At 68.7% G+C, this 21492-nt stretch carries 29 protein-coding genes and 2 tRNA genes; 24 read left to right on the forward strand and 7 right to left on the reverse strand.

The genetic code is table 11. The annotated features are described in order from the left end of the window. Window positions 1-29: 29 nt before the first annotated feature. From Hhyl6_RS16780 to Hhyl6_RS16795, 4 genes are all read right to left on the reverse strand, one after another. Window positions 30-434 carry an SHOCT domain-containing protein gene (locus Hhyl6_RS16780; RefSeq protein WP_483740398.1) on the reverse strand — a complete coding sequence of 135 codons (405 nt, stop codon included), beginning with the start codon at window positions 432-434 and terminating at the stop codon, window positions 30-32. A 35-nt stretch (window positions 435-469) separates the two neighbouring features. Then, entirely contained in the window at window positions 470-1492 is a 1023-nt protein-coding gene (locus Hhyl6_RS16785; RefSeq protein WP_483740399.1) for an amidohydrolase family protein, read from the reverse strand. Window positions 1493-1513: 21 nt separating this feature from the next. Continuing rightward, window positions 1514-2737 carry an HD domain-containing protein gene (locus Hhyl6_RS16790; protein ID WP_483740400.1) on the reverse strand — a complete coding sequence of 408 codons (1224 nt, stop codon included), beginning with the start codon at window positions 2735-2737 and terminating at the stop codon, window positions 1514-1516. Between the two features lie 63 nt (window positions 2738-2800). After that, entirely contained in the window at window positions 2801-3340 is a 540-nt protein-coding gene (locus Hhyl6_RS16795; RefSeq protein WP_483740401.1) for a protein-tyrosine phosphatase family protein, read from the reverse strand. A gap of 154 nt (window positions 3341-3494) precedes the next feature. Between Hhyl6_RS16795 and cofD the strand changes: the two genes are divergently transcribed. The 5 genes from cofD (at window position 3495) to Hhyl6_RS16820 (ending at window position 7035) form a co-directional block, all read left to right on the forward strand. After that, window positions 3495-4487, forward strand: coding sequence for a 2-phospho-L-lactate transferase (gene cofD, locus Hhyl6_RS16800; protein ID WP_483740402.1), 993 nt, complete (start codon window positions 3495-3497; stop codon window positions 4485-4487). Continuing rightward, on the forward strand, window positions 4487-5233 hold the full coding sequence (locus Hhyl6_RS16805; protein ID WP_483740403.1) for a tRNA-dihydrouridine synthase: 747 nt from the start codon (window positions 4487-4489) through the stop codon (window positions 5231-5233). The genes cofD and Hhyl6_RS16805 overlap by 1 nt, the downstream gene beginning before the upstream one ends. Further along, window positions 5230-6069, forward strand: coding sequence for a triphosphoribosyl-dephospho-CoA synthase (locus Hhyl6_RS16810; RefSeq protein ID WP_483740404.1), 840 nt, complete (start codon window positions 5230-5232; stop codon window positions 6067-6069). The genes Hhyl6_RS16805 and Hhyl6_RS16810 overlap by 4 nt, the downstream gene beginning before the upstream one ends. Next, window positions 6069-6656: a DUF447 domain-containing protein gene (locus Hhyl6_RS16815; protein WP_483740405.1), complete on the forward strand. Its 588-nt coding sequence runs from the start codon at window positions 6069-6071 to the stop codon at window positions 6654-6656. Before Hhyl6_RS16810 ends, Hhyl6_RS16815 begins: the two co-directional genes overlap by 1 nt. Before the next feature lie 187 nt (window positions 6657-6843). Next, the gene (locus tag Hhyl6_RS16820) at window positions 6844-7035 is read left to right on the forward strand and encodes a 30S ribosomal protein S17e (RefSeq protein ID WP_483740406.1); all 192 of its coding nucleotides are present in this window, start codon (window positions 6844-6846) and stop codon (window positions 7033-7035) included. 47 nt (window positions 7036-7082) lie between these two features. Here the strand turns inward: Hhyl6_RS16820 and Hhyl6_RS16825 are convergent, their stop codons facing one another. Both Hhyl6_RS16825 and Hhyl6_RS16830 read right to left on the reverse strand, forming a co-directional pair. After that, window positions 7083-8150 (reverse strand): Mrp/NBP35 family ATP-binding protein, encoded by a 1068-nt coding sequence (locus Hhyl6_RS16825; protein ID WP_483740407.1) that lies wholly within the window; start codon window positions 8148-8150, stop codon window positions 7083-7085. Window positions 8151-8212: 62 nt separating this feature from the next. Further along, window positions 8213-8524, reverse strand: coding sequence for a hypothetical protein (locus Hhyl6_RS16830; protein WP_483740408.1), 312 nt, complete (start codon window positions 8522-8524; stop codon window positions 8213-8215). 196 nt (window positions 8525-8720) lie between these two features. Between Hhyl6_RS16830 and Hhyl6_RS16835 the strand changes: the two genes are divergently transcribed. The 16 genes from Hhyl6_RS16835 (at window position 8721) to Hhyl6_RS16910 (ending at window position 17132) form a co-directional block, all read left to right on the forward strand. Continuing rightward, window positions 8721-8805, forward strand: a tRNA-Ser gene (locus Hhyl6_RS16835). A gap of 23 nt (window positions 8806-8828) precedes the next feature. Continuing rightward, window positions 8829-9362, forward strand: coding sequence for a 30S ribosomal protein S13 (locus Hhyl6_RS16840; protein WP_483740409.1), 534 nt, complete (start codon window positions 8829-8831; stop codon window positions 9360-9362). Next, window positions 9362-9874, forward strand: a complete 513-nt coding sequence (locus Hhyl6_RS16845; RefSeq protein ID WP_483740410.1) for a 30S ribosomal protein S4 — start codon at window positions 9362-9364, stop codon at window positions 9872-9874. Before Hhyl6_RS16840 ends, Hhyl6_RS16845 begins: the two co-directional genes overlap by 1 nt. After that, a complete protein-coding gene (locus Hhyl6_RS16850) occupies window positions 9871-10263 on the forward strand; it encodes a 30S ribosomal protein S11 (RefSeq protein ID WP_483740411.1) in 393 nt (130 codons plus the stop codon). The genes Hhyl6_RS16845 and Hhyl6_RS16850 overlap by 4 nt, the downstream gene beginning before the upstream one ends. A gap of 3 nt (window positions 10264-10266) precedes the next feature. Further along, complete coding sequence (locus Hhyl6_RS16855) at window positions 10267-11046, forward strand: DNA-directed RNA polymerase subunit D (protein WP_483740412.1); 780 nt, start codon at window positions 10267-10269, stop codon at window positions 11044-11046. Between the two features lie 103 nt (window positions 11047-11149). Then, a tRNA-Leu gene (locus Hhyl6_RS16860) sits at window positions 11150-11234 on the forward strand. 24 nt (window positions 11235-11258) lie between these two features. After that, window positions 11259-11609, forward strand: coding sequence for a 50S ribosomal protein L18e (locus Hhyl6_RS16865; RefSeq protein WP_483740413.1), 351 nt, complete (start codon window positions 11259-11261; stop codon window positions 11607-11609). Beyond that, window positions 11606-12043: a 50S ribosomal protein L13 gene (locus tag Hhyl6_RS16870; RefSeq protein ID WP_483740414.1), complete on the forward strand. Its 438-nt coding sequence runs from the start codon at window positions 11606-11608 to the stop codon at window positions 12041-12043. The genes Hhyl6_RS16865 and Hhyl6_RS16870 overlap by 4 nt, the downstream gene beginning before the upstream one ends. After that, a complete protein-coding gene (locus tag Hhyl6_RS16875) occupies window positions 12037-12435 on the forward strand; it encodes a 30S ribosomal protein S9 (RefSeq protein WP_483740415.1) in 399 nt (132 codons plus the stop codon). The genes Hhyl6_RS16870 and Hhyl6_RS16875 overlap by 7 nt, the downstream gene beginning before the upstream one ends. A 12-nt stretch (window positions 12436-12447) precedes the next feature. Next, entirely contained in the window at window positions 12448-12648 is a 201-nt protein-coding gene (locus tag Hhyl6_RS16880; RefSeq protein WP_159901306.1) for a DNA-directed RNA polymerase subunit N, read from the forward strand. Beyond that, window positions 12645-12824, forward strand: a complete 180-nt coding sequence (locus Hhyl6_RS16885) for a DNA-directed RNA polymerase subunit K (RefSeq protein ID WP_483740416.1) — start codon at window positions 12645-12647, stop codon at window positions 12822-12824. Before Hhyl6_RS16880 ends, Hhyl6_RS16885 begins: the two co-directional genes overlap by 4 nt. Then, window positions 12821-14026: a phosphopyruvate hydratase gene (eno, locus tag Hhyl6_RS16890; RefSeq protein WP_483740417.1), complete on the forward strand. Its 1206-nt coding sequence runs from the start codon at window positions 12821-12823 to the stop codon at window positions 14024-14026. Before Hhyl6_RS16885 ends, eno begins: the two co-directional genes overlap by 4 nt. Continuing rightward, on the forward strand, window positions 14023-14811 hold the full coding sequence (gene rpsB / locus Hhyl6_RS16895; protein ID WP_483740418.1) for a 30S ribosomal protein S2: 789 nt from the start codon (window positions 14023-14025) through the stop codon (window positions 14809-14811). Before eno ends, rpsB begins: the two co-directional genes overlap by 4 nt. A gap of 99 nt (window positions 14812-14910) precedes the next feature. Next, a complete protein-coding gene (locus Hhyl6_RS16900) occupies window positions 14911-15288 on the forward strand; it encodes a DUF5518 domain-containing protein (RefSeq protein ID WP_483740419.1) in 378 nt (125 codons plus the stop codon). A 53-nt stretch (window positions 15289-15341) separates the two neighbouring features. Further along, window positions 15342-15722, forward strand: a complete 381-nt coding sequence (locus tag Hhyl6_RS16905) for a DUF5518 domain-containing protein (RefSeq protein WP_483740420.1) — start codon at window positions 15342-15344, stop codon at window positions 15720-15722. Between the two features lie 69 nt (window positions 15723-15791). After that, a complete protein-coding gene (locus Hhyl6_RS16910) occupies window positions 15792-17132 on the forward strand; it encodes a cytochrome P450 (RefSeq protein WP_483740421.1) in 1341 nt (446 codons plus the stop codon). Here Hhyl6_RS16910 and Hhyl6_RS16915 read toward each other — a convergent pair. Next, the gene (locus tag Hhyl6_RS16915; protein WP_483740422.1) at window positions 17129-17971 is read right to left on the reverse strand and encodes a hypothetical protein; all 843 of its coding nucleotides are present in this window, start codon (window positions 17969-17971) and stop codon (window positions 17129-17131) included. The two genes, Hhyl6_RS16910 and Hhyl6_RS16915, sit on opposite strands and share 4 nt — an antisense overlap. Window positions 17972-18116: 145 nt before the next feature. On the opposite strand from Hhyl6_RS16915, the gene mvk reads away from it, so the two are divergent. From mvk to Hhyl6_RS16930, 3 genes are read left to right on the forward strand one after another with little or no spacing between them, the layout of a single operon-like run. After that, window positions 18117-19100, forward strand: coding sequence for a mevalonate kinase (gene mvk / locus Hhyl6_RS16920; RefSeq protein ID WP_483740423.1), 984 nt, complete (start codon window positions 18117-18119; stop codon window positions 19098-19100). Continuing rightward, window positions 19097-19837 (forward strand): isopentenyl phosphate kinase, encoded by a 741-nt coding sequence (locus Hhyl6_RS16925; protein ID WP_483740424.1) that lies wholly within the window; start codon window positions 19097-19099, stop codon window positions 19835-19837. Before mvk ends, Hhyl6_RS16925 begins: the two co-directional genes overlap by 4 nt. Window positions 19838-19886: 49 nt before the next feature. After that, window positions 19887-21374 carry a midas domain-containing protein gene (locus tag Hhyl6_RS16930; RefSeq protein ID WP_483740425.1) on the forward strand — a complete coding sequence of 496 codons (1488 nt, stop codon included), beginning with the start codon at window positions 19887-19889 and terminating at the stop codon, window positions 21372-21374. Window positions 21375-21492 lie beyond the last annotated feature (118 nt).

Consider the following 21492-nt stretch of genomic DNA (forward strand, 5'->3'; position numbering starts at 1 on the left):
GCACGTGATATCACACACCACGGTATGGCTCAGTTCAGTTCCGACTCCACGTCGTCTTCCCGCTTGTCGTCCTCGTCGCCACCCATCACTTGCTCCAGTTCCCGCTCCAGTTCGGCTTCCGTGAGTGCGCCCTCGCGGTACTTCTCGGTCAGTCGCTCGACGGCGTCCGACTCCGTGTCCGGGGCCGTTTCGAACGAGGATGGCGACGCCGACGAGGAGTCGTCGCCTCCGGAGAGGGTCGACGCGGCCCAGTAGACGGCGTACCCCGCACCGGCGACGAGGAGGCCGGTCACGAGGAGAGTCAGGAGCGCCGCCAGCACGTTCTGGAGGAACGCGAGCACAGCGGCGGCGACGGTGAGGGCGACGACGAGTGCGATGCCGCCCAACAGGAGGCGGCCGATGGTGCCGAGGGCGCGGTCTGTGGTGGGGGACACACGGGGGAGTTGCGGCCCGCGCCCGATAAGCGTGGCTACGGGTCCGGCACGACGACCCGTTCGACGTCAGCGGTCTCCGCCCGGCGGACGACGGCGCGGACGGCGTTCTGGGCGCCGGCGAGGTTGTCCGAGTCGCCGTCGAGGACGAGTAGACTGGCCGGACGCCCCTCCTCGACGAGGCCGCAGTCGAGGCCGGCCAGCTCCGCGCCGTTGACCGTCGCCATCCGGAGGACGTCGCGCGCGGAGACGTCGTACAGCTTCGCGGTGAACTCCATCTCGCGGAACACCGACGGACTGTTGAGGAAGACGTTGTCCGTCCCGAGCGCCACCGTCGTCCGCTGGAGCAGTTCCTCGACCGGCGGACGGCCGACGCCCGTGACGAGGTTCGAGCGCGGACAGACGGCGACGGGTATCTCGCTGTCTGCGACCCGTTCGAGGTGGAGCGGTTCGGCGTGGACCATGTGGACGAGGAAGTCCGGGTCGAGGTCCAGCGCCGGGTTGATGTCGGAACTGTCCACCTCCCCGGCGTGGATGCCGAACAGTTTCCCGGCGGCGCGGGTCGCGCGCCGTTCGGAGGCGAACTCGGCGTCGTTCGCACCGCTGGCACCGAACCCGTCGGCCATCTCCATCGCGTCGACCGTCTCTCGCCCGAGGACGACGCTCCGGAGCGGGGAGTCCGCGAGCGCTGCTCTGATGGCCCGCACCCCCTCGACGCCGCCCTCGCGGAACTCGACGAAGGCGGCCGTTCCGGACTGGTGCATGTACGACAGCGAGCGGACCATCCCCTCGACGAGTTCGGTCCGGTCCGCCTCACGAAGCAGACGGTGTTTCAGGCCGTCCGGCGGCGCGACCAGTTCCTCCAGCGAGAGGCCCTCGCCGGCCTCCTTGGCGATGGAGTCGCCGATGTGCGTGTGGGCGTTGACGAACGCCGGACAGACGATGGCGTCGCTCTCGACGCTGTCCTCCTCGACGGCGGCTATCTCGCCGTCCTCGACGACGACCCGCCCTTCGACGGGTTCGAACGCGCGGCCGCGGAGAACGGTCCCTTCGATAATCATGTATCCGTCTCCACTCGACGCTCAGTTAAATTCGTCGAGGGTCGCGTGGATGCCGGGTCGGACGTCCCGCACCCGCGCGCCGTCGAGGTCGAGGCCGAGTTCGCGGATGGCCACGTCGCCGACTCGCTCGCTGTCGGCTTCCGGCGCGTAGACGCCGAGGCGCCACTGGTCGCGTTGCGCGGCCCGGATGGCGTTGACGAGCGTCGACTGCTCGCCGAGACGCCGGACGTCGCCGTTGACGAGGACGCGACTGCTCGACTCGGTCATCGAGGGTTCCGAGGGGACGTCGAGGACCACGGAGTCGGGGTCGACGCTCGCCTCGGCCGCGATGGCGGACTCTATCGTCCGCACGTCTCGGTGGTCGGCGTCCAGCAGGTCGTCCGGGACCGCGGTGCGTTCGGCCCACACGGACCGCTTGTAGAGGTCCCGTTCGCTCAGTCGGCGGGCGTACTCGGCCGTCTCGTCGCACTGGCGCAGGCGGACCAGCAGGTCGTTGTCGTCCCATCGCCGGAGGTCCGAAGCCGTCACGTTCGTCGCGGCGAGCAACCGTTCGGTGCCGCGGCGGAGCATCGTCTTGGCGATGCGGGCCACGTGGTGGGCGTAGACGGTCGGGTTCATCAGCGCACGCGCCAGCAACAGCGACTCGGCGGTCTGGACGTTCCCCTCGTCCAGCACGAGTTCGCCGTCGACGAAGCGCAACTCCCGGACCAGTCGCTCGTGGTCGATGGTGCCGTAGGGGACGCCGGTGTGGTGGGCGTCCCGGACGAGGTAGTCCATCCTGTCGACGTCCAGTTCCCCCGAGACGAGTTGACCGAGTTCACCGTCGCCGGCCACGAGGTCCGCGACCGTGTCGGGGTTCAGGCCGTGGTCGGTGAGGACCCGGGCCACCTCGCCGCGGTCCAGCAGTTCGTGGACGTCGTCGTGGTACTTCCCGGTCCGGCGGTGGATGACCGACTCGACGTTGTGGCTGTACGGGGAGTGGCCCACGTCGTGGAGGAGGGCCGCGGCACGCACCCGCTCGGCTTGCCGGCCCTCGATGCCGAGGTGCGAGAGGGCGCGGTCGGCGAGGTGGTAGACGCCCAGCGAGTGCTCGAAGCGCGTGTGGTTGGCCGAGGGATAGACCAGCGTCACGGTGCCGAGTTGCTTGACCCGGCGGAGGCGCTGGACGGGCGGGGTCTCCAGCAGGTCGGCGGCGACGCCCTCGACCGCGATGTGGTCGTGGACGCTGTCCTTGATGGTGGTCATCGGTCACCGATTCGGTAGCCGTCGGCAAAACGGTACTGCCGGTTTCGCGGGGCACGCGGTTCGTCAGCGGCGGGCGACCGCGCTCAGCAGTTCGACGAGGTCGCCCTCCTCGGCGGGACCGCGCTCGACGGCGGCCCTCGGGTCACGTCCCACACCCTCGACTGTCTCGATGGCCCGGGTCGGCCCGTAATCGCGGTTGTACACGAGCCACGCGGCGAGTACCTGCCCCGTCCGGCCGAGGCCGTCCAGACAGTGGACGACGGTTCGGGACTCCGCTTTGCGGGCGTCCGCGAGGAAGGGCAGTATCTCGTCGCGGAGTCGGGACTCTGAGACGAGACGGCGTTGGGGGACCGGCGCGTGCAGGACGTTCGATTCGCCGAATGCGTCGACGTACTGGTCGAGGACCGCGTCTTCGGTGTCCAGTCGCGTGCCGGCGAGCAGACAACAGACGCGCTCGACTCCACAGTCTCGGAGGGAGGCAATCCAGTCGGCGACGGCGGCGTCGCGGCCCGCGGCGCTGTGCCAACCGGGGGCACAGGCGCCGAAGACGTACTCCTCGTCGGGGGCTGCCGGGGCGAATCGGTGGGCGGTTAGGGTGCGCATGACACCTGTTACGCGGTAGCTCACAGCCCACCGACTTGAGTCTACCCGCTCAGTTTTCACGAGTGATTCTCACCCGATTGATACGACCGTGCCGCTCGAACCGGGCGGCCGGTCAGGGCCACGTTTATACCGCCAGTTCCCCCTACGTCGGCGTATGGTGACGTTCCTTGCCGGCGGGACGGGGACGCCGAAACTCCTCGCCGGCGCCGACGACGTGTTCGAACCCGCGGCCACCACGGTCGTCGCCAACACCGGCGACGACGTGGAACTGGGCGGCCACCTCGTCTGCCCGGACCTCGACACGGTGCTCTTCCTCGACGGGGGCGAACTCGACCGGGAGACGTGGTGGGGTATCGCCGACGACACGGCCGAGACCCACGACGAACTCCACGGTCTGGCCGAGGCCGCTGACCTACCGACCGGGCCGCAGTACCTCCCCGACGACGCACAGACGGCGGGCCGAGACATCGCCCGCTGGCGGCGCTTCTCGGGCGTCGCCGAGTTCATGCACATCGGCGACCGGGACAGAGCGGTCCACGTCACGCGGACCTCGCTACTGGACGCGGGCCACTCGCTGACGGAGGCGACGCGCGTCCTCGGCGACGCCTTCGGCCTCGACCGGACGCTCCTGCCGATGAGCGACGACCCGGTGGCGACTCTCGTCCACACGCCACGGGGTCCGATGCACTTTCAGGAGTGGTGGGTCGGCCGTGGCGGCGAGCCCGACGTCGAGGATGTCGAGTTCCGGGGGCGGGAGAGGGCCACGGCGACCGACGCCGTCCTGACCGCCCTCTCGGACTCGGTGGTAATCGGCCCCTCGAACCCCGTCACCTCGCTCGGACCGATGCTCGCCGTCGAGGGCATTCGGGACGCTCTGGCCGAGACGCCGGTCGTCGCCGTCTCGCCGTTCGTCGAGGACGAGGTGTTCTCCGGCCCCGCCGGGGACCTCATGGCGGGCGTCGGCCGCGACCCGAGCACGGCCGGCGTCGCGGAGAGCTACCCCTTCGCGGACGCGTTCGTCCTCGACTCCGAGGACGGGACCGACCTCGACAGACCGGTCGTCCGCACGGATACGACGCTCGACGGCCCGGCGGACGCCGACCGGGTCGCCCGTGCGGTAGCGGACGCCCTCGCGGAGGTGGCCTGATGTTTCGACCGCGGGTCGCGCTGGCGAGTCTCAGCGGCGAGGCGGACGCCGCGTGGGCGCGGGCCGTCGAGGACCACGTCGGATGCGCGTTCCTCGGGGGTATCGCGCTGGACGGCCCCACCCGGGCGGCCGCCCGCGAGATGGTCGATAGGGACCGTTCGGAGTTCCTGCCCGAGGACCCCGTCGCGTTCGTCGACGAGCAACTCGCGGCGCTCGCCGACGCGCCGCTCCGGCCGGCGTTCAACGTCCGGTGCAGTACGGTCGGCCCGGTCGAACGCGCGGCCCGGGTCTGTCGGGACCACGACGCACTCCTCGAAGTGAACGCCCACTGTCGACAGGAGGAGATGTGCACGGCGGGGGCTGGCGAGTCGCTCCTTCGGGACGCCGACCGACTCGCCGAACAGGTCGCCGCCGCGGACGAGGCGGGTGCGGTCGTTTCCGTGAAGGTCCGCACGGAGGTCGACGGGGTTGACCTCCCCGCCGTGGCTCGAACCGTCGAGGACGCAGGCGCCGAGGTGGTCCACGTGGACGCCATGGACTCGGAGTCCGTCGTCGCAGAGGTGGTCGCTGCCACCGACTGCTTCGTCGTGGCGAACAACGGCGTCCGCGACCGCGAAACGGCCGCCGAGTACTTCGAGCACGGCGCGGACGCGGTCAGCGTCGGTCGGGCGAGCGACGACCTCGACGTGCTCCGCGAGGTGCGTGCCGCCGCCGACGACTGGACCGCGCGGGAGGTCAGTCGATGAGCGACCGGACCGCGGTCCAGAACGCCGAACTGGCGCTCCTGCTGGAGGTGGCCGGCACGCCGAAACCCGGCAACGTGGACCGCGAACGGGAGTACGACGACCTACGGTTCGAGCACTTTCTCGCGGGTGCGGTGGGAGCGCGACCCGGCCTCGAACTGGCCGCTGGGGGCGAGCGCGTGGGCCGCGCCTTCGAACAGGCCGTCGAGGGGATGGCCGGCCAGTCGGCGGGCAACACCCAGTTCGGCGCGCTACTGGTGCTGACGCCGCTGGTCGCGGCCGCGAGCGAGGGCGACCTGACCCCCGACGGAGTGGACGCCGTCGTCCGCGAGACGACCGTCGCCGACGCGGCCGACTTCTACCGCGCGTTCGAGCACGTCGACGTGGCAGTCGACGACCCGCCGGAGGGTCTGGAACCGCTGGACGTGCGCCACGGGAGCGAGGCGATACCGACGCTGGAGGAACGGGGCCTGACGCTGTACGACGTGATGGAACGGAGTGCGGAGGTGGACGGGGTGGCGGCCGAGTGGGCGAACGGGTTCGAACGCGTGTTCGGCGCCGCCGAGGAGATACTGACAGACCACGGGCCGGTGGCGGACCGCGCATCGCGCGCTTTCCTCCGACTGCTCGCGGCGGAACCGGACACCTTCGTCGTCACGCGGAACGACCGCGAGACGGCCGAGGAAGTCCAGCGGCGGGCACGGGCAGCGCTGGACGGCGAGGAAAGCGCGACGGAACTGGCCGAGGAACTCGTCGCACGCGACGTCAACCCCGGAACCACGGCCGACCTCGTCGCAGGCGCTCTGTTCGTCGCCCTCGAACGGGGGCTGGTGGTCTGATGGCCGCCGACGCCGACTGGCCCGTCGAACTCGCCGGCGTCACCGAGACGGTCGTGACGACGTGCGGGCCGAACGGCCTGTGGAACGTCGCGGCGCTCGGAGTACAGGCGCCCGAGGGCGACGGCCCGGCGACGGCGACGACGTGGGGCAGAACCCGGACGTGGCGGAACTTCCGTGAGCGGGGAGAGGGGTACGTCCAGTTCACTCGGGACCCCGTCGACTTCGCCGAGGCGGCCCTGTCGGTCCGCGAGGAGGCGGACCCCGTACTGGAGAGCGCCGACGCGTGGGTCCGGGTCAGCGTCGAGCGACTGGCCGAGGGCGAAGAGGGGGCCACGCAGTGGGTCGAGTGGGCGCTCCGCCCGGAGGGGGTCGAGGTCCGCCGACGGGCGGTCCCGACGACGAACCGCGGGCACGCCGCAGTCGTCGAGGCGACGGTGGCGGCCTCTCGGCTGGACGTACCGACCTACGACCGCGAGCGGATGCTGGAGCGACTCCGGTACTTCGAGTCCGTCGTCGAGACGGCCGGTAGCGAGCGCGAACGGACCGCCTTCCGACGGGTCCGTGACCTCGTCGACGCGGATTGGTAGCGAACAGGCGACACTGGTGGCTCGGCGACACCGCCGGTCGAACGGTGGCGTGGTGTGTCGCACTACCGCGACCACGCCACCACACTGGTCAGCGCACGGGGCCTCTGGTCCCGTGTTGAGTGATAAGGGTTCGCGTCCCGGCGTGGAAGTCGAACCCTTTTTGAACGCCACCTAGCAAGATGCACGCATGGCAATCAAGCCCGCCTACGTCAAGAAGACCGGAACACTGCTGATGGAGCGATACCCCGACGCGTTCGGTGCCGACTTCGAGCACAACAAGGACGTCGTCGAGGAAGTGACGAACATCGAGTCCAAGGGCGTACGCAACCGCATCGCCGGCTACGTCACGCGCAAGCAGAACAACCCGGTCGAAGCGTAAGACGGCCTTTCTCTCTACTGCCCCGCTCCCTTAGCGGCCGCGCCGGCCTACTGTTCGGGACCGGTCTCGGCAGTCCGCGAGTCGGACTGACGCTTGCGGTGGATGATGCCCTGCATGTTCGCGGTGCGAGCGGCGATGTCGCGGAACGCCTCACCGACGTCGCTGTCCTCGTCCAAGACGAGCGGTTGGCCGCTGTCACCGCCCTCTCGGACGTCCGGGTCCAGAGGGACTTCGCCGAGGAACGGCATCTGCGTCTCGTCGGCGAACTCGTGACCGCCGCCGCTGCCGAAGATGTCGTGTTCCCCGCCGCAATCCGGGCAGACGAACGTCGACATGTTCTCGACGATGCCGAGGACCGGCGTCTCGTGCCGGCCGAACATCCGCAGGCCCTTGCGGGCGTCGTCCAGCGCGACTTCCTGCGGCGTCGTGACGATGACGGCGCCGGAGACGGGCACTCGCTGGAGCATCGTCAGTTGCGTGTCGCCCGTGCCCGGCGGCAGGTCGACCACCATGTAGTCGAGGCTCCCCCACAGCACGTCGTCCCACAGTTGGGTGAGCACGTTGTCGACCATCGGACCGCGGAAGATGACCGGGTCGTCCTTCCCGACGAGGAAGTCCATGCTCATGAGCTTCATCCCGTACTTCTCGACGGGGATTATCTCCTCGTCCTCGGTGGCGCGGGGGGACTCGTCTGCGTCCAGCATCCGCGGGACGTTCGGACCGTACACGTCGGCATCGAACAGGCCCACGCGGGCACCTAGCCGTGAGAGCCCGGCCGCGAGGTTCACCGCGATGGTCGACTTCCCGACGCCACCCTTGCCGGAGGCGACGGCGATGACGTTCTTGACCTCTGGAAGCGGGTCCTCGGCCTCCGGGACGCCGCGGTCGACGCTGGCCGAGAGGTCGACTTCCCGGTCGAGGTCCGAGAGGGCTTCCCGGACCTCGTTGGCCATGCTCGTCTCCGTCGGAGAGTACGGTGCGCCGAGCGCGAGGTCGATGCGTACCTCCTCGTCGGTCACCTCGATGCTGTTTACGAGTCCCAGCGACACGATGTCCTCGCCGAGGTCCGGGTCCTGTACGACCCGGAGTCGCTCACGGACGTCGTCTTCGTTCATAGTTTCGGGTAGGCCCCGGAGGTGCGATAAGGATTGTGACAGAACCCCGGCTCGAACAGGTGTCAGGGGCGTCGGAAGGTGTAGGCGACGGCGTCGGCTCCCGACCCCGCATCGACGTGGAGTTCGCCGGCCTCGTGGTCGAAGACGAGGCGGTCGGCCGGGGCATCGAACGCGTGGAGAGGCATCCCCGTCGTGACGTGGCCCTCGGGACCGACCGAGACGGACGTCGACCGACCGAACTCGACGGTCAGCGTCCCGTCGTCGCTCTCGATGACGCCGTTCGCACCGGCGAAACGTTCGAGATTAGCGTGGAGGGTCGCTCGGTCCGTCGGGTCGACAGCGGTGCCGCCGTCCGCGTGCGGAACGTGTCCCATGGGCTACCTGCGGGTGCCAACCGGGAAGCAGTTACGCCGTCGGTGTATGCGGCGTCCTCACGCATGCGCCGTCGTCACGGGGAGAACGCCTTCCGTTGCGTTTTTATACAACCCCGGAATAGTCACGGACAGACTCGTGTAGGGGGACCGGCCCCCGAGTCCGCGATGGCGCGGGCGCGAGTATCAGCAAGCACGTGTCGTGGTAGCCAAGCCTGGCCCAAGGCGCAGGGTTGCTAACTCTGTGGCGTACAGCCTCCTGGGTTCGAATCCCAGCCACGACGCTCACCCAACCGATTACCCATATATGAGTGCAGAAGACCCCAACGCGGGCGACGACGCGGATGCCGAGGAAGAGGAGGACATCCGCTACTTCGTCCGTATCGGACAGACCGACCTCGACGGCACCAAGTCCGTCGAGCGAGCACTGACAGAACTGAACGGCATCGGCCACCGCGCCGCCCGCATCATCGCCCAGCAGGCTGATGTGGACCGTCGCGCGGTCTTCGGTAAGCTCGACGACGACGTCATCGACAACGTCGTCGACGCCGTCGAGAACTTCGCCGACGAGGTCCCCGAGTGGATGACCAACCACCAGAAGGACTACTTCTCCGGTGAGAGCACCCACGAGACCGGGAACGACCTCCAGCTCACCCGCCGGCAGGACATCAACCGCATGAAGATGATAGACTCCTACCGAGGGGTCCGTCACAAGCGCGGGCAGAAGGTCCGCGGCCAGCGCACGAAGTCCACCGGTCGTACCGAGGGGACCATCGGCGTCAACGTCGAGGCCATCAAGGAAGAGCAGGCAGAGGAAGCCGCCGGGGAGGATGACGAATAATGGCGCTGGGCTCTAACACCAAGTTCTACGAGACGCCGAACCACCCGTTCCAGGGCGAGCGAATCGCCGACGAGAGCAACCTCCTCGGCCGCTACGGCCTGAAGAACAAAGAGGAGCTCTGGCGAGCGCAGTCCGAGCTTCGTGGCTACCGCCGCGAGGCCCGGAAACTGCTCGGCCAGACCGCCGAGACGGACGAGGCAGACGAGTTCCTCGCCCGACTCAAGCGCTACGGCATCCTCAGCGAGCAGGACACGCTCGACGACGTCCTGTCGCTCGACGTCACCGACGTCCTCGAGCGCCGACTCCAGACGGTCGTCTACCGCAAGGGCTACGCGAACACGCCCGAGCAGGCCCGCCAGTTCATCGTCCACGGCCACATCGTGCTGGACGACCAGCGCGTCACGCGCCCGTCGATGAAGGTCGAGGTCGCGGTCGAGGACACCGTCGGCTTCGACGAGAACAGCTCGCTGTCGGACGAACTGCACCCTGAGCGCGCGGAGGCCCAAGAATGAGCGAATCCGAGAACGACGGCATCTGGGGCATCGCCCACGTCCACGCATCGTTCAACAACACCATCATCACCATCACCGACCAGACCGGCGCGGAGACGCTCGCGAAGAGCTCCGGCGGGACGGTCGTCAAGCAGAACCGCGACGAGGCGTCGCCGTACGCCGCCATGCAGATGGCCGAAGTCGTCGCCGAGAAGGCCATCGACCGCGGCGTCGAAGGCGTCGACGTCCGCGTGCGCGGCCCCGGTGGGAACCAGCAGACCTCCCCCGGCCCGGGCGCGCAGGCGACCATCCGAGCGCTGGCCCGCGCCGGCCTCGAAATCGGTCGCATCGAGGACGTCACGCCGACGCCACACGACGGCACTCGCGCACCGAAAAACTCCGGATTCTAACCCATGACACAGGACTACGAGGTCGAGTTCGTCGAACGCGGCGAGCGGGAGTCGCTCGTACTGATTCGTGGCATCACGCCGGCCTTCGCCAACGGCATCCGCCGGGCGATGATTGCCGACGTGCCCACGTTCAGTATCGACACGGTCCGCGTCATCGAGAACACCAGCGTGATGTTCAACGAGCAGATCGGCCTCCGACTGGGGCTGGTCCCGCTGACGACCGACCTCGACGACTTCGAGGTCGGCGACGAAGTCACGCTGTCGCTCTCGGTCGACGGGCCGGCCACGGCCTACTCCAGCGACCTCGTCTCCAGCGACGGACTCGTCGAACCGGCCGACGACAACGTCCCCATCATCGACCTGAAGGACGGCCAGCGCCTCGAAGTCGAGGCCGACGCCGTCCTCGATACGGGGAAAGAACACGCCAAACATCAGGGCGGCGTGGCCGTCGGCTACCGACACCTCCAGCGCACGGAGGTCGTCGGGGAGAAAGGCGAGTTCGAGGACGACGAGCCGAACATCCTCCGCGGCGTCATCGAGGAGGGTGCGGCCGAACACGCCGCCGTCGACGCGACGGACGGCGACCTCGTCCCGACCGACGAGTTCGGCAACGACCTCACCCAGCGCTATCCGGGCAAGGAGGTCGAGGTCACCGACGTCGAGAACGCCTTCGTGTTCCACGTCGAGACCGACGGCTCGTTCACCACCGACGAACTGGTCCTGCGCGCGGTCGAGACGCTGCGTGACCGCGCGACCGAACTGAAAGACGCAGTCCAACTGTAACGCCACATGCCCCGAAACACCCATTCGACGCCGATGACCGCCCGCCCCCCGAGCGCGAGGACCGAAAGGGGTTTTACGGGGCACGCAAAACGCAACAATGCGAGCAGGGATAGCCAAGTCTGGCCAACGGCGCAGCGTTCAGGGCGCTGTCCCGTAGGGGTCCGCAGGTTCAAATCCTGCTCCCTGCACTTTTCCTACAAAGGAGGAACTCTATGAGCAAGACGAACCCGAGACTCAGTAGTCTCATCGCCGACCTGAAGTCGGCCGCCCGCAATGCGGGTGGCAACGTCTGGGGCGACGTCGCCGAGCGACTCGAAAAGCCACGGCGCACACACGCGGAAGTCAACCTCGGGCGTATCGAACGATACGCGCAGGAAGACGAGACCGTCGTTGTGCCGGGCAAGGTGCTCGGCTCCGGTGTCCTGCAGAAGGACATCACCGTCGCTGCAGTCGACTTCTCTGGCACCGCCGAGAAGAAGATCGAGCAGGTCGGAGAGGCTGTATCGCTCGAACAGGCAATCGAGAACAACCCCGAAGGCTCCCACGTGCGGGTGATTCGATGAGCCTCGCAGAATTCGACGCCGACGTCGTCGTCGACGCCCGTGACTGTATCATGGGCCGCGTCGCGTCCGAGGTGGCCGAGAAGGCGCTCGACGGGCAGTCCGTCGCCGTCGTCAACGCCGAGCGAGCCGTCATCACCGGCCGAGAGGAGCAGATAACCGAGAAGTACAAGAAGCGCGTCGACATCGGGAACGACAACGGGTACTTCTACCCCAAGCGCCCGGACGGCATCCTCAAGCGCTCGATTCGCGGCATGCTGCCCCACAAGAAGCAGCGCGGCCGCGAGGCGTTCGAGAACGTCCGCGTCTACGTCGGCAACCCCCACGACGAGGACGGCGACGTCCTCGAAGGGACGTCGCTGGACCGACTGTCGAACATCAAGTTCGTCTCGCTTGGCGACATAAGCGAGTCACTCGGAGCGAACAAGACATGGTAACGAACACGTCTGGTAAGAAGAAGACCGCCGTCGCCCGCGCGACCATCCGCGAGGGCGAGGGCCGCGTGCGTATCGACTCCCACCCGGTCGAACTGGTCGACCCGGAACTGGCCCAGCTGAAGATGCTGGAGCCGTTCCGTATCGCGGAGGACGACCTCCGCGACGACGTCGACGTCGACGTGACCGTCGAAGGTGGCGGTGTCATGGGACAGGCAGACGCCGCCCGAACCGCCATCGCTCGCGGGCTCGTCGACTTCACGAACGACGCGGAACTCCGCGACGCGTTCATGGAGTTCGACCGTTCGCTGCTGGTCAACGACGTCCGCCAGTCCGAACCCAAGAAGTGGGGCGGCCCCGGCGCTCGGGCCCGCTACCAGAAGTCCTACCGCTGAGGTGATTCAGGTATGATGGTACCGGTCCGGTGTTTCACCTGTGGTAACGTCGTCGGCGAGCACTGGGAGGAGTTCAAGGCCCGCACCCGCGAAGCCGAAGAGCCCGAGGACCCGGAGAAGGTCCTCGACGAACTCGGCGTCGAGCGGCACTGCTGTCGCCGGATGCTCGTCTCGCACAAAGACCTCGTCGACATCGTCGCACCCTACCAATGAACGCACAGGAAAGCCGCTACGAGAAGGCTCGCAAACTCGGCGCACGAGCGCTGCAGCTGGCTCACGGTGCTCCCGTGCTCATCGAGACGGAGCACACCCAGCCCATCCTCATCGCCGCCGAGGAGTACGACGCCGGGGTGCTTCCGTTCACGGTCAAACGAGGTGACCACAATTGACGCTCATCACTGACGTACGACTCCGCCGCGTCCTCGACTCGCGTGGAAACGCGACCGTCGAAGCCGACGTCCTCACCGAGAGTGGGGGCTTCGGCCGCGGCAAGGCACCGAGCGGCGCAAGCACCGGCGAGTACGAGGCTATCGAACTGCCGGCTCAGGAGGCCATCGCGAACGCTCGCGAGGACGCCGTCCCTCGCCTCGTCGGTGAGGTCCACGCCGGGAACCAGCGTGACGTCGACGCGGCGCTCCACGCCGCCGACGGCACGGACGACTTCTCGGGTATCGGGGCCAACTCGGCCGTCGCCATCTCGATGGCGGCCGCCAAGGCCGGTGCCGACGTGCTGGGCGCGCCGCTGTTCCAGCACCTCGGCGGCACCTTCCGGGGCAACGAGTACCCGACGCCGCTGGGCAACATCATCGGCGGCGGCGAACACGCCGCCGACGCCACCAACATTCAGGAGTTCCTCGCGGCCCCCGTGGGCGCACCGAGTGTCGAGGAGGCCGTCTTCGCCAACGCCGCGGTCCACCAGGAGGTCCACGACATCCTGGCCGACCGTGACCTGCCAGCGGGCAAGGGCGACGAGGGCGCGTGGGCTCCCTCGGTCTCGGACGACGAAGCGTTCGAGATTATGGAGGAGGCCGTCGAGACCGTCGCGGACGACTTCGGCTTCGCCATCACGTTCGGCCTCGACGTCGCAGGCGCGGAACTGTACGACGAGGACGAGGGCGGCTACGTCTACGACGACGGCGTGAAGTCGACCGACGAGCAGATAGAGTACATCGCCCAGAAGGTCGAGGAGTACGACCTCGTCTACGTCGAGGACCCCCTCGACGAGAACGACTACGAGGCCTTCGCCGACCTGACCGACCGGGTCGGCGACCAGACGCTCGTCTGTGGCGACGACCTGTTCGTCACCAACGTCGAGCGCCTCGAAGCCGGCATCAGTGCCGGTGCCGGGAACTCCATCCTCATCAAACCCAACCAGATTGGGACGCTCACCGACGCCGTGGACGCCATCGAACTGGCGACCCGACACGGCTACGAGTCCGTCGTCTCCCACCGGAGCGGCGAGACCGAGGACACCACTATCGCACACCTCGCCGTCGCGACCGACGCCCCGTTCATCAAGACGGGCGCGGTCGGCGGCGAGCGCACAGCCAAGCTGAACGAACTCATCCGTATCGAGGACAACGCAGTATGAGCGGGAACGAAAAAGAGGGTCTCGACGCGTCCGAGTCCGACTTCGACCCGTCCGAGGAGGACGACGAGGCGGTCGACGCAGAGACCGAGACGGAAGCCGAACAGCCCGCCGACGCCGCCGACGAGGCGGCCGAGGCAGAGACAACCGAAGACGAAGACGCCGGACCCCAGCTAGACGAGGACGTCATGCCCGACGAGCAGTCGGAGGCCGACCTCCTCATCCCCGTCGAGGACTACCTCGGCGCCGGCGTCCACATCGGGACCCAGCAGAAGACCCAGGACATGGAGCGGTTCATCCACCGCGTCCGGACCGACGGGCTCTACGTGCTGGACGTCTCGATGACGGACCAGCGCATCCGCACCGCCGCGGACTTCCTGGCCAACTACGACCCCGAGCAGATTCTCGTGGCGTCGTCGCGCCAGTACGGCCGGTTCCCGGCCGAGAAGTTCGCCGAGGCCGTCGGTGCGCGGGCCCGCACGGGCCGGTTCATCCCCGGTACCCTGACGAACCCGGACTACGACGGCTACATCGAACCGGACGTCGTGGTCGTCACCGACCCCATCGGTGACTCCCAAGCCGTCAAGGAGGCTATCACGGTCGGCATCCCTGTCATCGCGATGTGCGACTCCAACAACACCACGTCCAACGTGGACCTCGTCGTCCCGACGAACAACAAGGGGCGAAAGGCGCTGTCGGTCGTCTACTGGCTGCTGGCCAACGAGACGCTCGACCGCCGCGGTGCCGAACCGGCCTACGGTCTCGAGGACTTCGAGTCCGAAATCTGAGGCCCGCATTCGATTCACTTTCTCGCGTCCGTCACCACCGAGTCAACCCGATGAGCGGCGACACAAGACATAGGACCCGTCCACGTGTACCTGCCTCCGATGGCAGAACATGATACCCTCCTCAACGCGGTCATCGGGGCCGTGGCGACGGCAGTCCTGAGTAGTTTCGTCCCCTTCGCACCCGTCTTCGGCGGGGCACTCGCCGGCTATCTGGAAGGGGGTGACCGGAACGACGGCCTCCGAGTCGGCCTCGTCTCTGGCGTCATCGGCCTCCTGTTCACTCTCGTCGTGTTCTTCTTCGTGTTCGTCGTCTTCCTCGGGTTCCTCCTCGGGGGGATGCCGGTTCGGATGGGCGCGTTCGGTGCGCTCTTCTTCCTCGTGGCGGCGCTGTTCGGTGCCGTCTACGTGGTCGGCCTGAGCGCCCTCGGCGGATGGCTCGGCAACTACGTGAAGTACGACACCGACGTCGGCAACTGAGCCGACGGCGGGAGCCACGTATATTACCCCGCCCCCCGACAGCAGCAGGTGAGATGCGAGAGGCGCTGACCGACGCGGGGTGGGGTGCGCTGGTGACCGTCGTCCTCTCGTTCGTCCCGTTCTCCTCGGTCGTGGGGGGCGCGGTGGCGGCCACCCGGGACGGCGGCGGCTACGCCCGCGGGGCGTGGCTCGGACTGCTGGCCGGGGTCGGTGCGATGGTTCCACTGCTCGCGCTGTTCGTGCCGGCGCTGTCTCTCGCCGGCGCTCTCGGGTTCGGTATCCCGCCCTCCTCGCCGGCGTACGACCTCTTTCTCGCCCTCGTGTTGGCGTTCTTCCTCGCGTACACCGTCGGACTGAGCGCACTGGGCGGACTCGGCGGGACGTGGGTGGCGCGGCACACGACGTGGAACCTCGACCCGGGGCGCTGGCTCTGACCCCGCGCTGGGGCCGTTACCGACTGGTTTGGCATGCGATTCAAACGTGTCCGGTCCTAACGCCGAGCGATGGCAGGAACGCCGCCTGGACCGAAAGGCGAACCGCTGTTCGGCAGTAGCAGGACGTACGCCGAGGACCCGTTCCGGTTCATCTCGACGCTGGAGGGGGCCTACGGCGACGTCGCTCGGTTCGACATGGGGCCGATGGACACCCTGATGCTGTGTGACCCGACGGCAATCGAGCGAGTGTTGGTCTCCGAGGCCGACCTGTTCCGAAAGCCGGACTTTCAGGGGGACGCGCTGGGCGACTTGCTCGGCGACGGCCTCCTGTTGAGCGAGGGTGAGACGTGGGAGCGCCAGCGGAAACTCGCCACGCCCGCGTTCTCGATGGCCCGCCTGTCGGGGATGGCCGACCGAATCACGGGCCACGCCGCCGACCGCATCGCCGACTGGCGGGAGGGTGACGTCGTCGACGTCGAACGGGCGATGACGCGGACGACGCTCGACGTCATCCTCGATTTGATGATGGGCGTCGAACTGTCCGACCGACGGGTCCAGACCATCGAGGAGCAACTGATACCGCTGGGCCAGCGGTTCGAACCCGACCCGATACGGTTCGCCGCGCCCGACTGGTTGCCGATGCCCGACGACGCGGCGTTCGACCGGGCCGTCGCGACGCTGGACGACGTGTTGGACGACGTCGTCGCCGTTCGGGAAGGGACGAAGGGGACCGACGAGGACGGGCCGATGGACTTCCTCTCGGTGTTGCTCCGCGCCCGGGACGACGGCAACCAGTCGCCCGAGCAGTTGCGCGACGAGATGATGACGATGCTGCTGGCGGGCCACGACACGACGGCGCTGACACTCACCTACACGTGGTTCCTCCTCTCGGAGCACCCCGAGGCCGAGCGCAAGGTCCACGAGGAACTGGACGAAGTGGTCGGCGACGAGACGCCGGGCATGGACCACGTCCGCGACCTCGACTACGTGGAGTGGGTGATTCAGGAGGCGATGCGGCTCTACCCGCCGGTGTACACCATCTTCCGGGAACCGACAGAAGACGTGGAACTGTCGGGCTACCCCGTCGAAGCGGGGACGACGCTGATGCTCCCGCAGTGGGGCGTCCACCGCTCCGCGCGGTTCTACGAGAACCCCGACGAGTTCGACCCCGAGCGCTGGCGGCCCGACCGCGCGAGCCAACGGCCGCGGTTCGCGTACTTCCCGTTCGGCGGCGGGCCGCGCCACTGCATCGAGAAGCACCTCGCCATGCTGGAGGCCCAACTCATCGTCGCCACGGCGGCACAGCGGTACCGACTGGAGTTCCTCGGACAGACGCCGCTGGAACTGATGCCCTCGCTGACGGCCCACCCACGACAGGAGATGTCGATGCGCGTGCGTGAGCGGACCTAGGCCGGGGTGCCGGCCCCAGTCACCTGCACCTCTCGCTCCGCCGTGACGTGGCCCCTGAGGGCGAGGGTGACCGGACCGCTCTCTCTGACGGTGTATCGGGTGTCGACGTCGAGCGACGCCGTCACCGACTCGCCGGCTCCGACGGTCCGGTCGACGACGTGTGACTCGTCGTCGTCCGCGATACCCTCCGTCGGCCAGTAGAGGGCCGCGAGGAAGCGCCCGTCCGTCTCCGAGACGTTCGTGGCCGTCAGCGAGACGGGGAGTCGGTCGCCCTGCCTGACCGTGTCGGGGACGCGCAGGTCGTCCAGTTCGAACCGCGGAGCGGGCATCGCGAGCGTCCGTCGCGCGTCGTCCGGCAACGGCCACTCGCTCCCGTCGTTCGCCAGCCGTATCCGCGGGTGCGAGGCCGACAGCGGAGCGGGGAGGGCGAACGCGACGTAGGGCCGTCCGTGGCCCGTGACCGAGTGGTTCCGCGCACCGAATGTGTCGGGGAGTCCACTGTCCCACGACTCCCCCGCCGTCTCGAAGGTGAACGCCAACTCGTGGGGGCCTTCCGTCCCCGCGAGCGAGGCGACGACGTACTGTCGGTCCTGTTCGGTCAGGACGCCACCGGACCCCATGCTCGACTCGTACCTGATGGCCTTCCGGACGACGACGTCGCCCAGTTCGATTGCCGAAGCCGTCGGCGGCGTGGGCCGCGTTTCCGTCGGCTCGGGTGCCGGCGTGTCTGACGGCTGGTCGGCCGGCGTCCTCGCCCCCGTGGACGACGGGCCCGAGAGACAGCCAGCGGTGGTCGCGAGTGCCGCCCCGAGGGCGGTGAGGAGACGTCGGCGGTTCATGGACGCCGGTACTCCAGTCAGCGTAAAGGGCTTCCAGGTGGCTAAAAGCGGGGTTGTAACGTTGGTCTCCGGACCTGCTCGGTCCGCCGGTTTGGCACAACTCGGCTCCGAAAACACCTAACCCCCGCGGCCCGCACGGGCGGGTATGGTCACGTCGAGCGCTCCCGGGAAGGTGTATCTGTTCGGGGAGCACGCTGTCGTCTACGGTGAACCGGCCGTCCCGTGCGCAATCGAGCGCCGGGCCCGGGTGACGGCGACGGAGATTGACGAGGGGTTGCGCATCCACTCCGAGGACCTCAAACTGGACGGGTTCACGGTCGAGTACGAGGGGGACGGACAGGGGCGACCCGACGTGGACGCGTCGGAACCGCTCCTGGAAGCGGCGATGGGATACGTCAACGAGGCGGTGGCGCAGGTCCGCGACGCCGCCGACGCGCCCGGCGCGGGGTTCGAGATACAGATAGAGAGCGACATTCCGCTGGGGGCCGGCCTCGGGTCTTCGGCGGCCGTCGTCGTCGCCGCCATCGACGCGGCGACACGGGAACTCGGCGTTTCGCTATCGCCGGAAGCCATCGCCGAACGGGCGTATCAGGTCGAAGCGGCGGTACAGGACGGACAGGCCTCGCGGGCCGATACGTTCTGCTCGGCGATGGGCGGCGCAGTTCGGGTGGAGGGCGACGACTGTCGGACCCTCGACGACGTGGGGAACCTCCCCTTCGTCATCGGGTTCGACGGCGGTGCGGGCGACACCGGGGCGCTGGTCGCGGGGGTCCGTGACCTCCGGGCGGAGTACGACTTCGCGGCCGACACGGTCCGAGCAATCGGGGACGTGGTACGCGAGGGCGAGTCGATACTGGGGTCGGACGACCACGGGACGCTTGGCGACCTGATGAACTTCAACCACGGCCTCCTGTCGGCGCTGGGCGTCTCTTCGCGGTCGCTCGATACCATGGTGTGGGCGGCCAGAGACGCCGGGGCGATGGGCGCGAAACTCACCGGGGCCGGCGGCGGCGGGTGCATCGTCGCGCTGGACGACTCCGACGACGCGCTGACCGCGCTAAAGTACACGCCGGGGTGTGAGGAGGCCTTCCGGGCCGAACTGGACACCGACGGGGTCCGGCGGGAATGACGGTCGTCCTCAAACTCGGCGGGAGCGTCGTCACCGAGAAGGAGACGCCGGAGACGGTGGACGAGGACGCACTCGCCGCCGCCGCGGACGCCGTCGCCGCCAGCGACGAGGAGCTGGTGGTCGTCCACGGGGGCGGGAGTTTCGGCCACCACCACGCCGCCGAGTACGGCGTGAGTACCACCGAAGGCACACACGACGTGGCGGGCGTGCAGGCCATCCACGGTGCCATGACGCGCCTGAACGCCGCGGTTGTCGAGGCGCTGACCGAACGGGGGGTGCCAGCCGTCCCGGTCCATCCCTTCTCCGCCGCGGCCCGCGACGCCGAGGGGGACCTGACGCTCCCGACCGGACAGGTCCGGACCCTGCTGGGCGAGGGCTTCGTCCCCGTGTTGCACGGCGACCTCGTCGCTCACGCGGGGGAGGGGGCGACGGTGCTCAGCGGGGACGAACTCGTCGTCGAACTCGCTCCCGCCGTCGCCGCGGACCGCGTCGGCGTCTGCTCGACGGTTCCGGGCGTCCTCGACGAAGGGGGGGACGTAATCGACCGCATCGAGGCGTTCGCCGACGTGGCCGACGCCCTCGGCGGGAGCGACGCGACGGACGTCTCCGGCGGGATGGCGGGGAAGGTCCGCGCTCTCCTCGAACTGGACACCACGGCCGTCGTGTTCGGGCCGGAGTCGTTGGGGGCGTTCGTCGGCGGCGACGCCCCCGGAACGACGATTGGGGCGGAGCGGTAGGCCTACCACCGTCGTAACCTATTTCACCGCCGTTACTAATTGTAAATTCATGTCTGCTGTTAGCTTGCCAGACGTCTACCGATACGGCGCTCGCTTCGTCGGCTACGTGCTGGTCGTCACAATCGTCGGCGGCGCGTTCGTCGGCATCGGTCTGGTCCTCGGGGCCTCGCCCAGCGCCTCGCAATCCGTCGAGACGAACCGGGCGCTCCTCGGCGTGGCCGTGGCCGCCATCGGCGTCCTCCTCACGCTCTCTGGCCTGTTCGGCCTCCTCCACAAACTCGTCGCCGACGCGGCGATGGTCGGCACCGCAGCGGGCGTGGCGGCACGGGAGTCGACGGCGACGGACGAGCGGGAGCCGACAGACGCGGAGTCCGGAGCGGCATCGGCCGAGCAGGCGACCTCGGCCGCGGCGGCCGCCGGAACCGCGGCACAGTCGTCCGACGACGTATCCGAGGGCGAGGAGCCGAGCGACACCGCGGCAGAACCCGAGACTCGACGGGACGACGACCCGCTCGACGGGGGTGTCGGTGACGATGGGGCGGAGGTGACGCCCGGAACGACCGACGAGACGGCAGAGGACGCCCAGACCCAGTCCGAACCACCGTCCCCCCGCTCGTCCGACGAGGCCCCCCCGGTGGAACCGGCGGCCGATTCGAACGCGCCAGACGACGGAACCGGGACGACCACGCGGAAGGAGGCCTCGTCGGACGACCCCGACTCCGCCCCGTCCCCGTCACCGACGGCGTCTGCCGACGACGGCGACGAACCCGCCGGAGAGTCGGCTGACGAGTCTACCGACGAGGGCATCTTCGGAGGCCCCGCCGACGACCAGCCACCGCAGGCGGCCGAGGCGACGCCGGTCGAGACGTCCGACGAGCAGACGGACCAAGCGACCGAAGACTCTCCCGAGTACGACGACGTCTTCGGCGGGCCAGCGACCGAACGCGGGCCGAACGACGGGCCGGCCGACCCCGTCGAGGAGCCGTCTGAGGGGGACACTGAGTCCTCTCAGGAGGAGTCGCCCGAGACGGAACCGCAGGAGTGGTCGCCGCCGGACCCCGCGGAGTTCCAGCGACCGGCGGCGTCCGCCGACGAGGAAGACGCCCACACGAGCGAGGGACCACCGGACGATGGACAGTCCGCGGCGACACCGCCAGAGAACGGGGCCGGTTCCGAGGACGGCACCGACGCCACCACTGAGACACAGACGACCGACGCGCCGTCCGACTGGGCGACAGAACCCACGGAGGAACCGGCGGGTGGGGCGTCCGCCGGTACGTCGCCCGACGAACCCCGGACGACCGACGACCTGTTCGGCGACGACGGTACGGACGACCCGGCGGACGACCTGTTCGGAACCATCGAGTCCAGAGAGACCCGGATAATCGAGGACGGAGACGACGAGGCCACCTCTACCGACGCGGGGTCCGCCGACGAGGTGACGGACGAGGACGAGACGCTCGCGGACGAGGGCGTCAGCGGGTTCGACGTGGATTCGGACAGCGACCCGCTGTCGGACGCGCTGGACGACGAGTGACGGAGCGGAACCCACACCGTTTTAAGAAGCGGCGTTGTATCTCCCCGTAACCGAGCGCACGGCCGCCCGCGGACCGCGGTTCGGCGGCCGGCAGACGACGGGTAGAGTCGTCGGGACG

It is taken from the genome of Haloarcula sp. H-hyl6 (assembly GCF_056934455.1).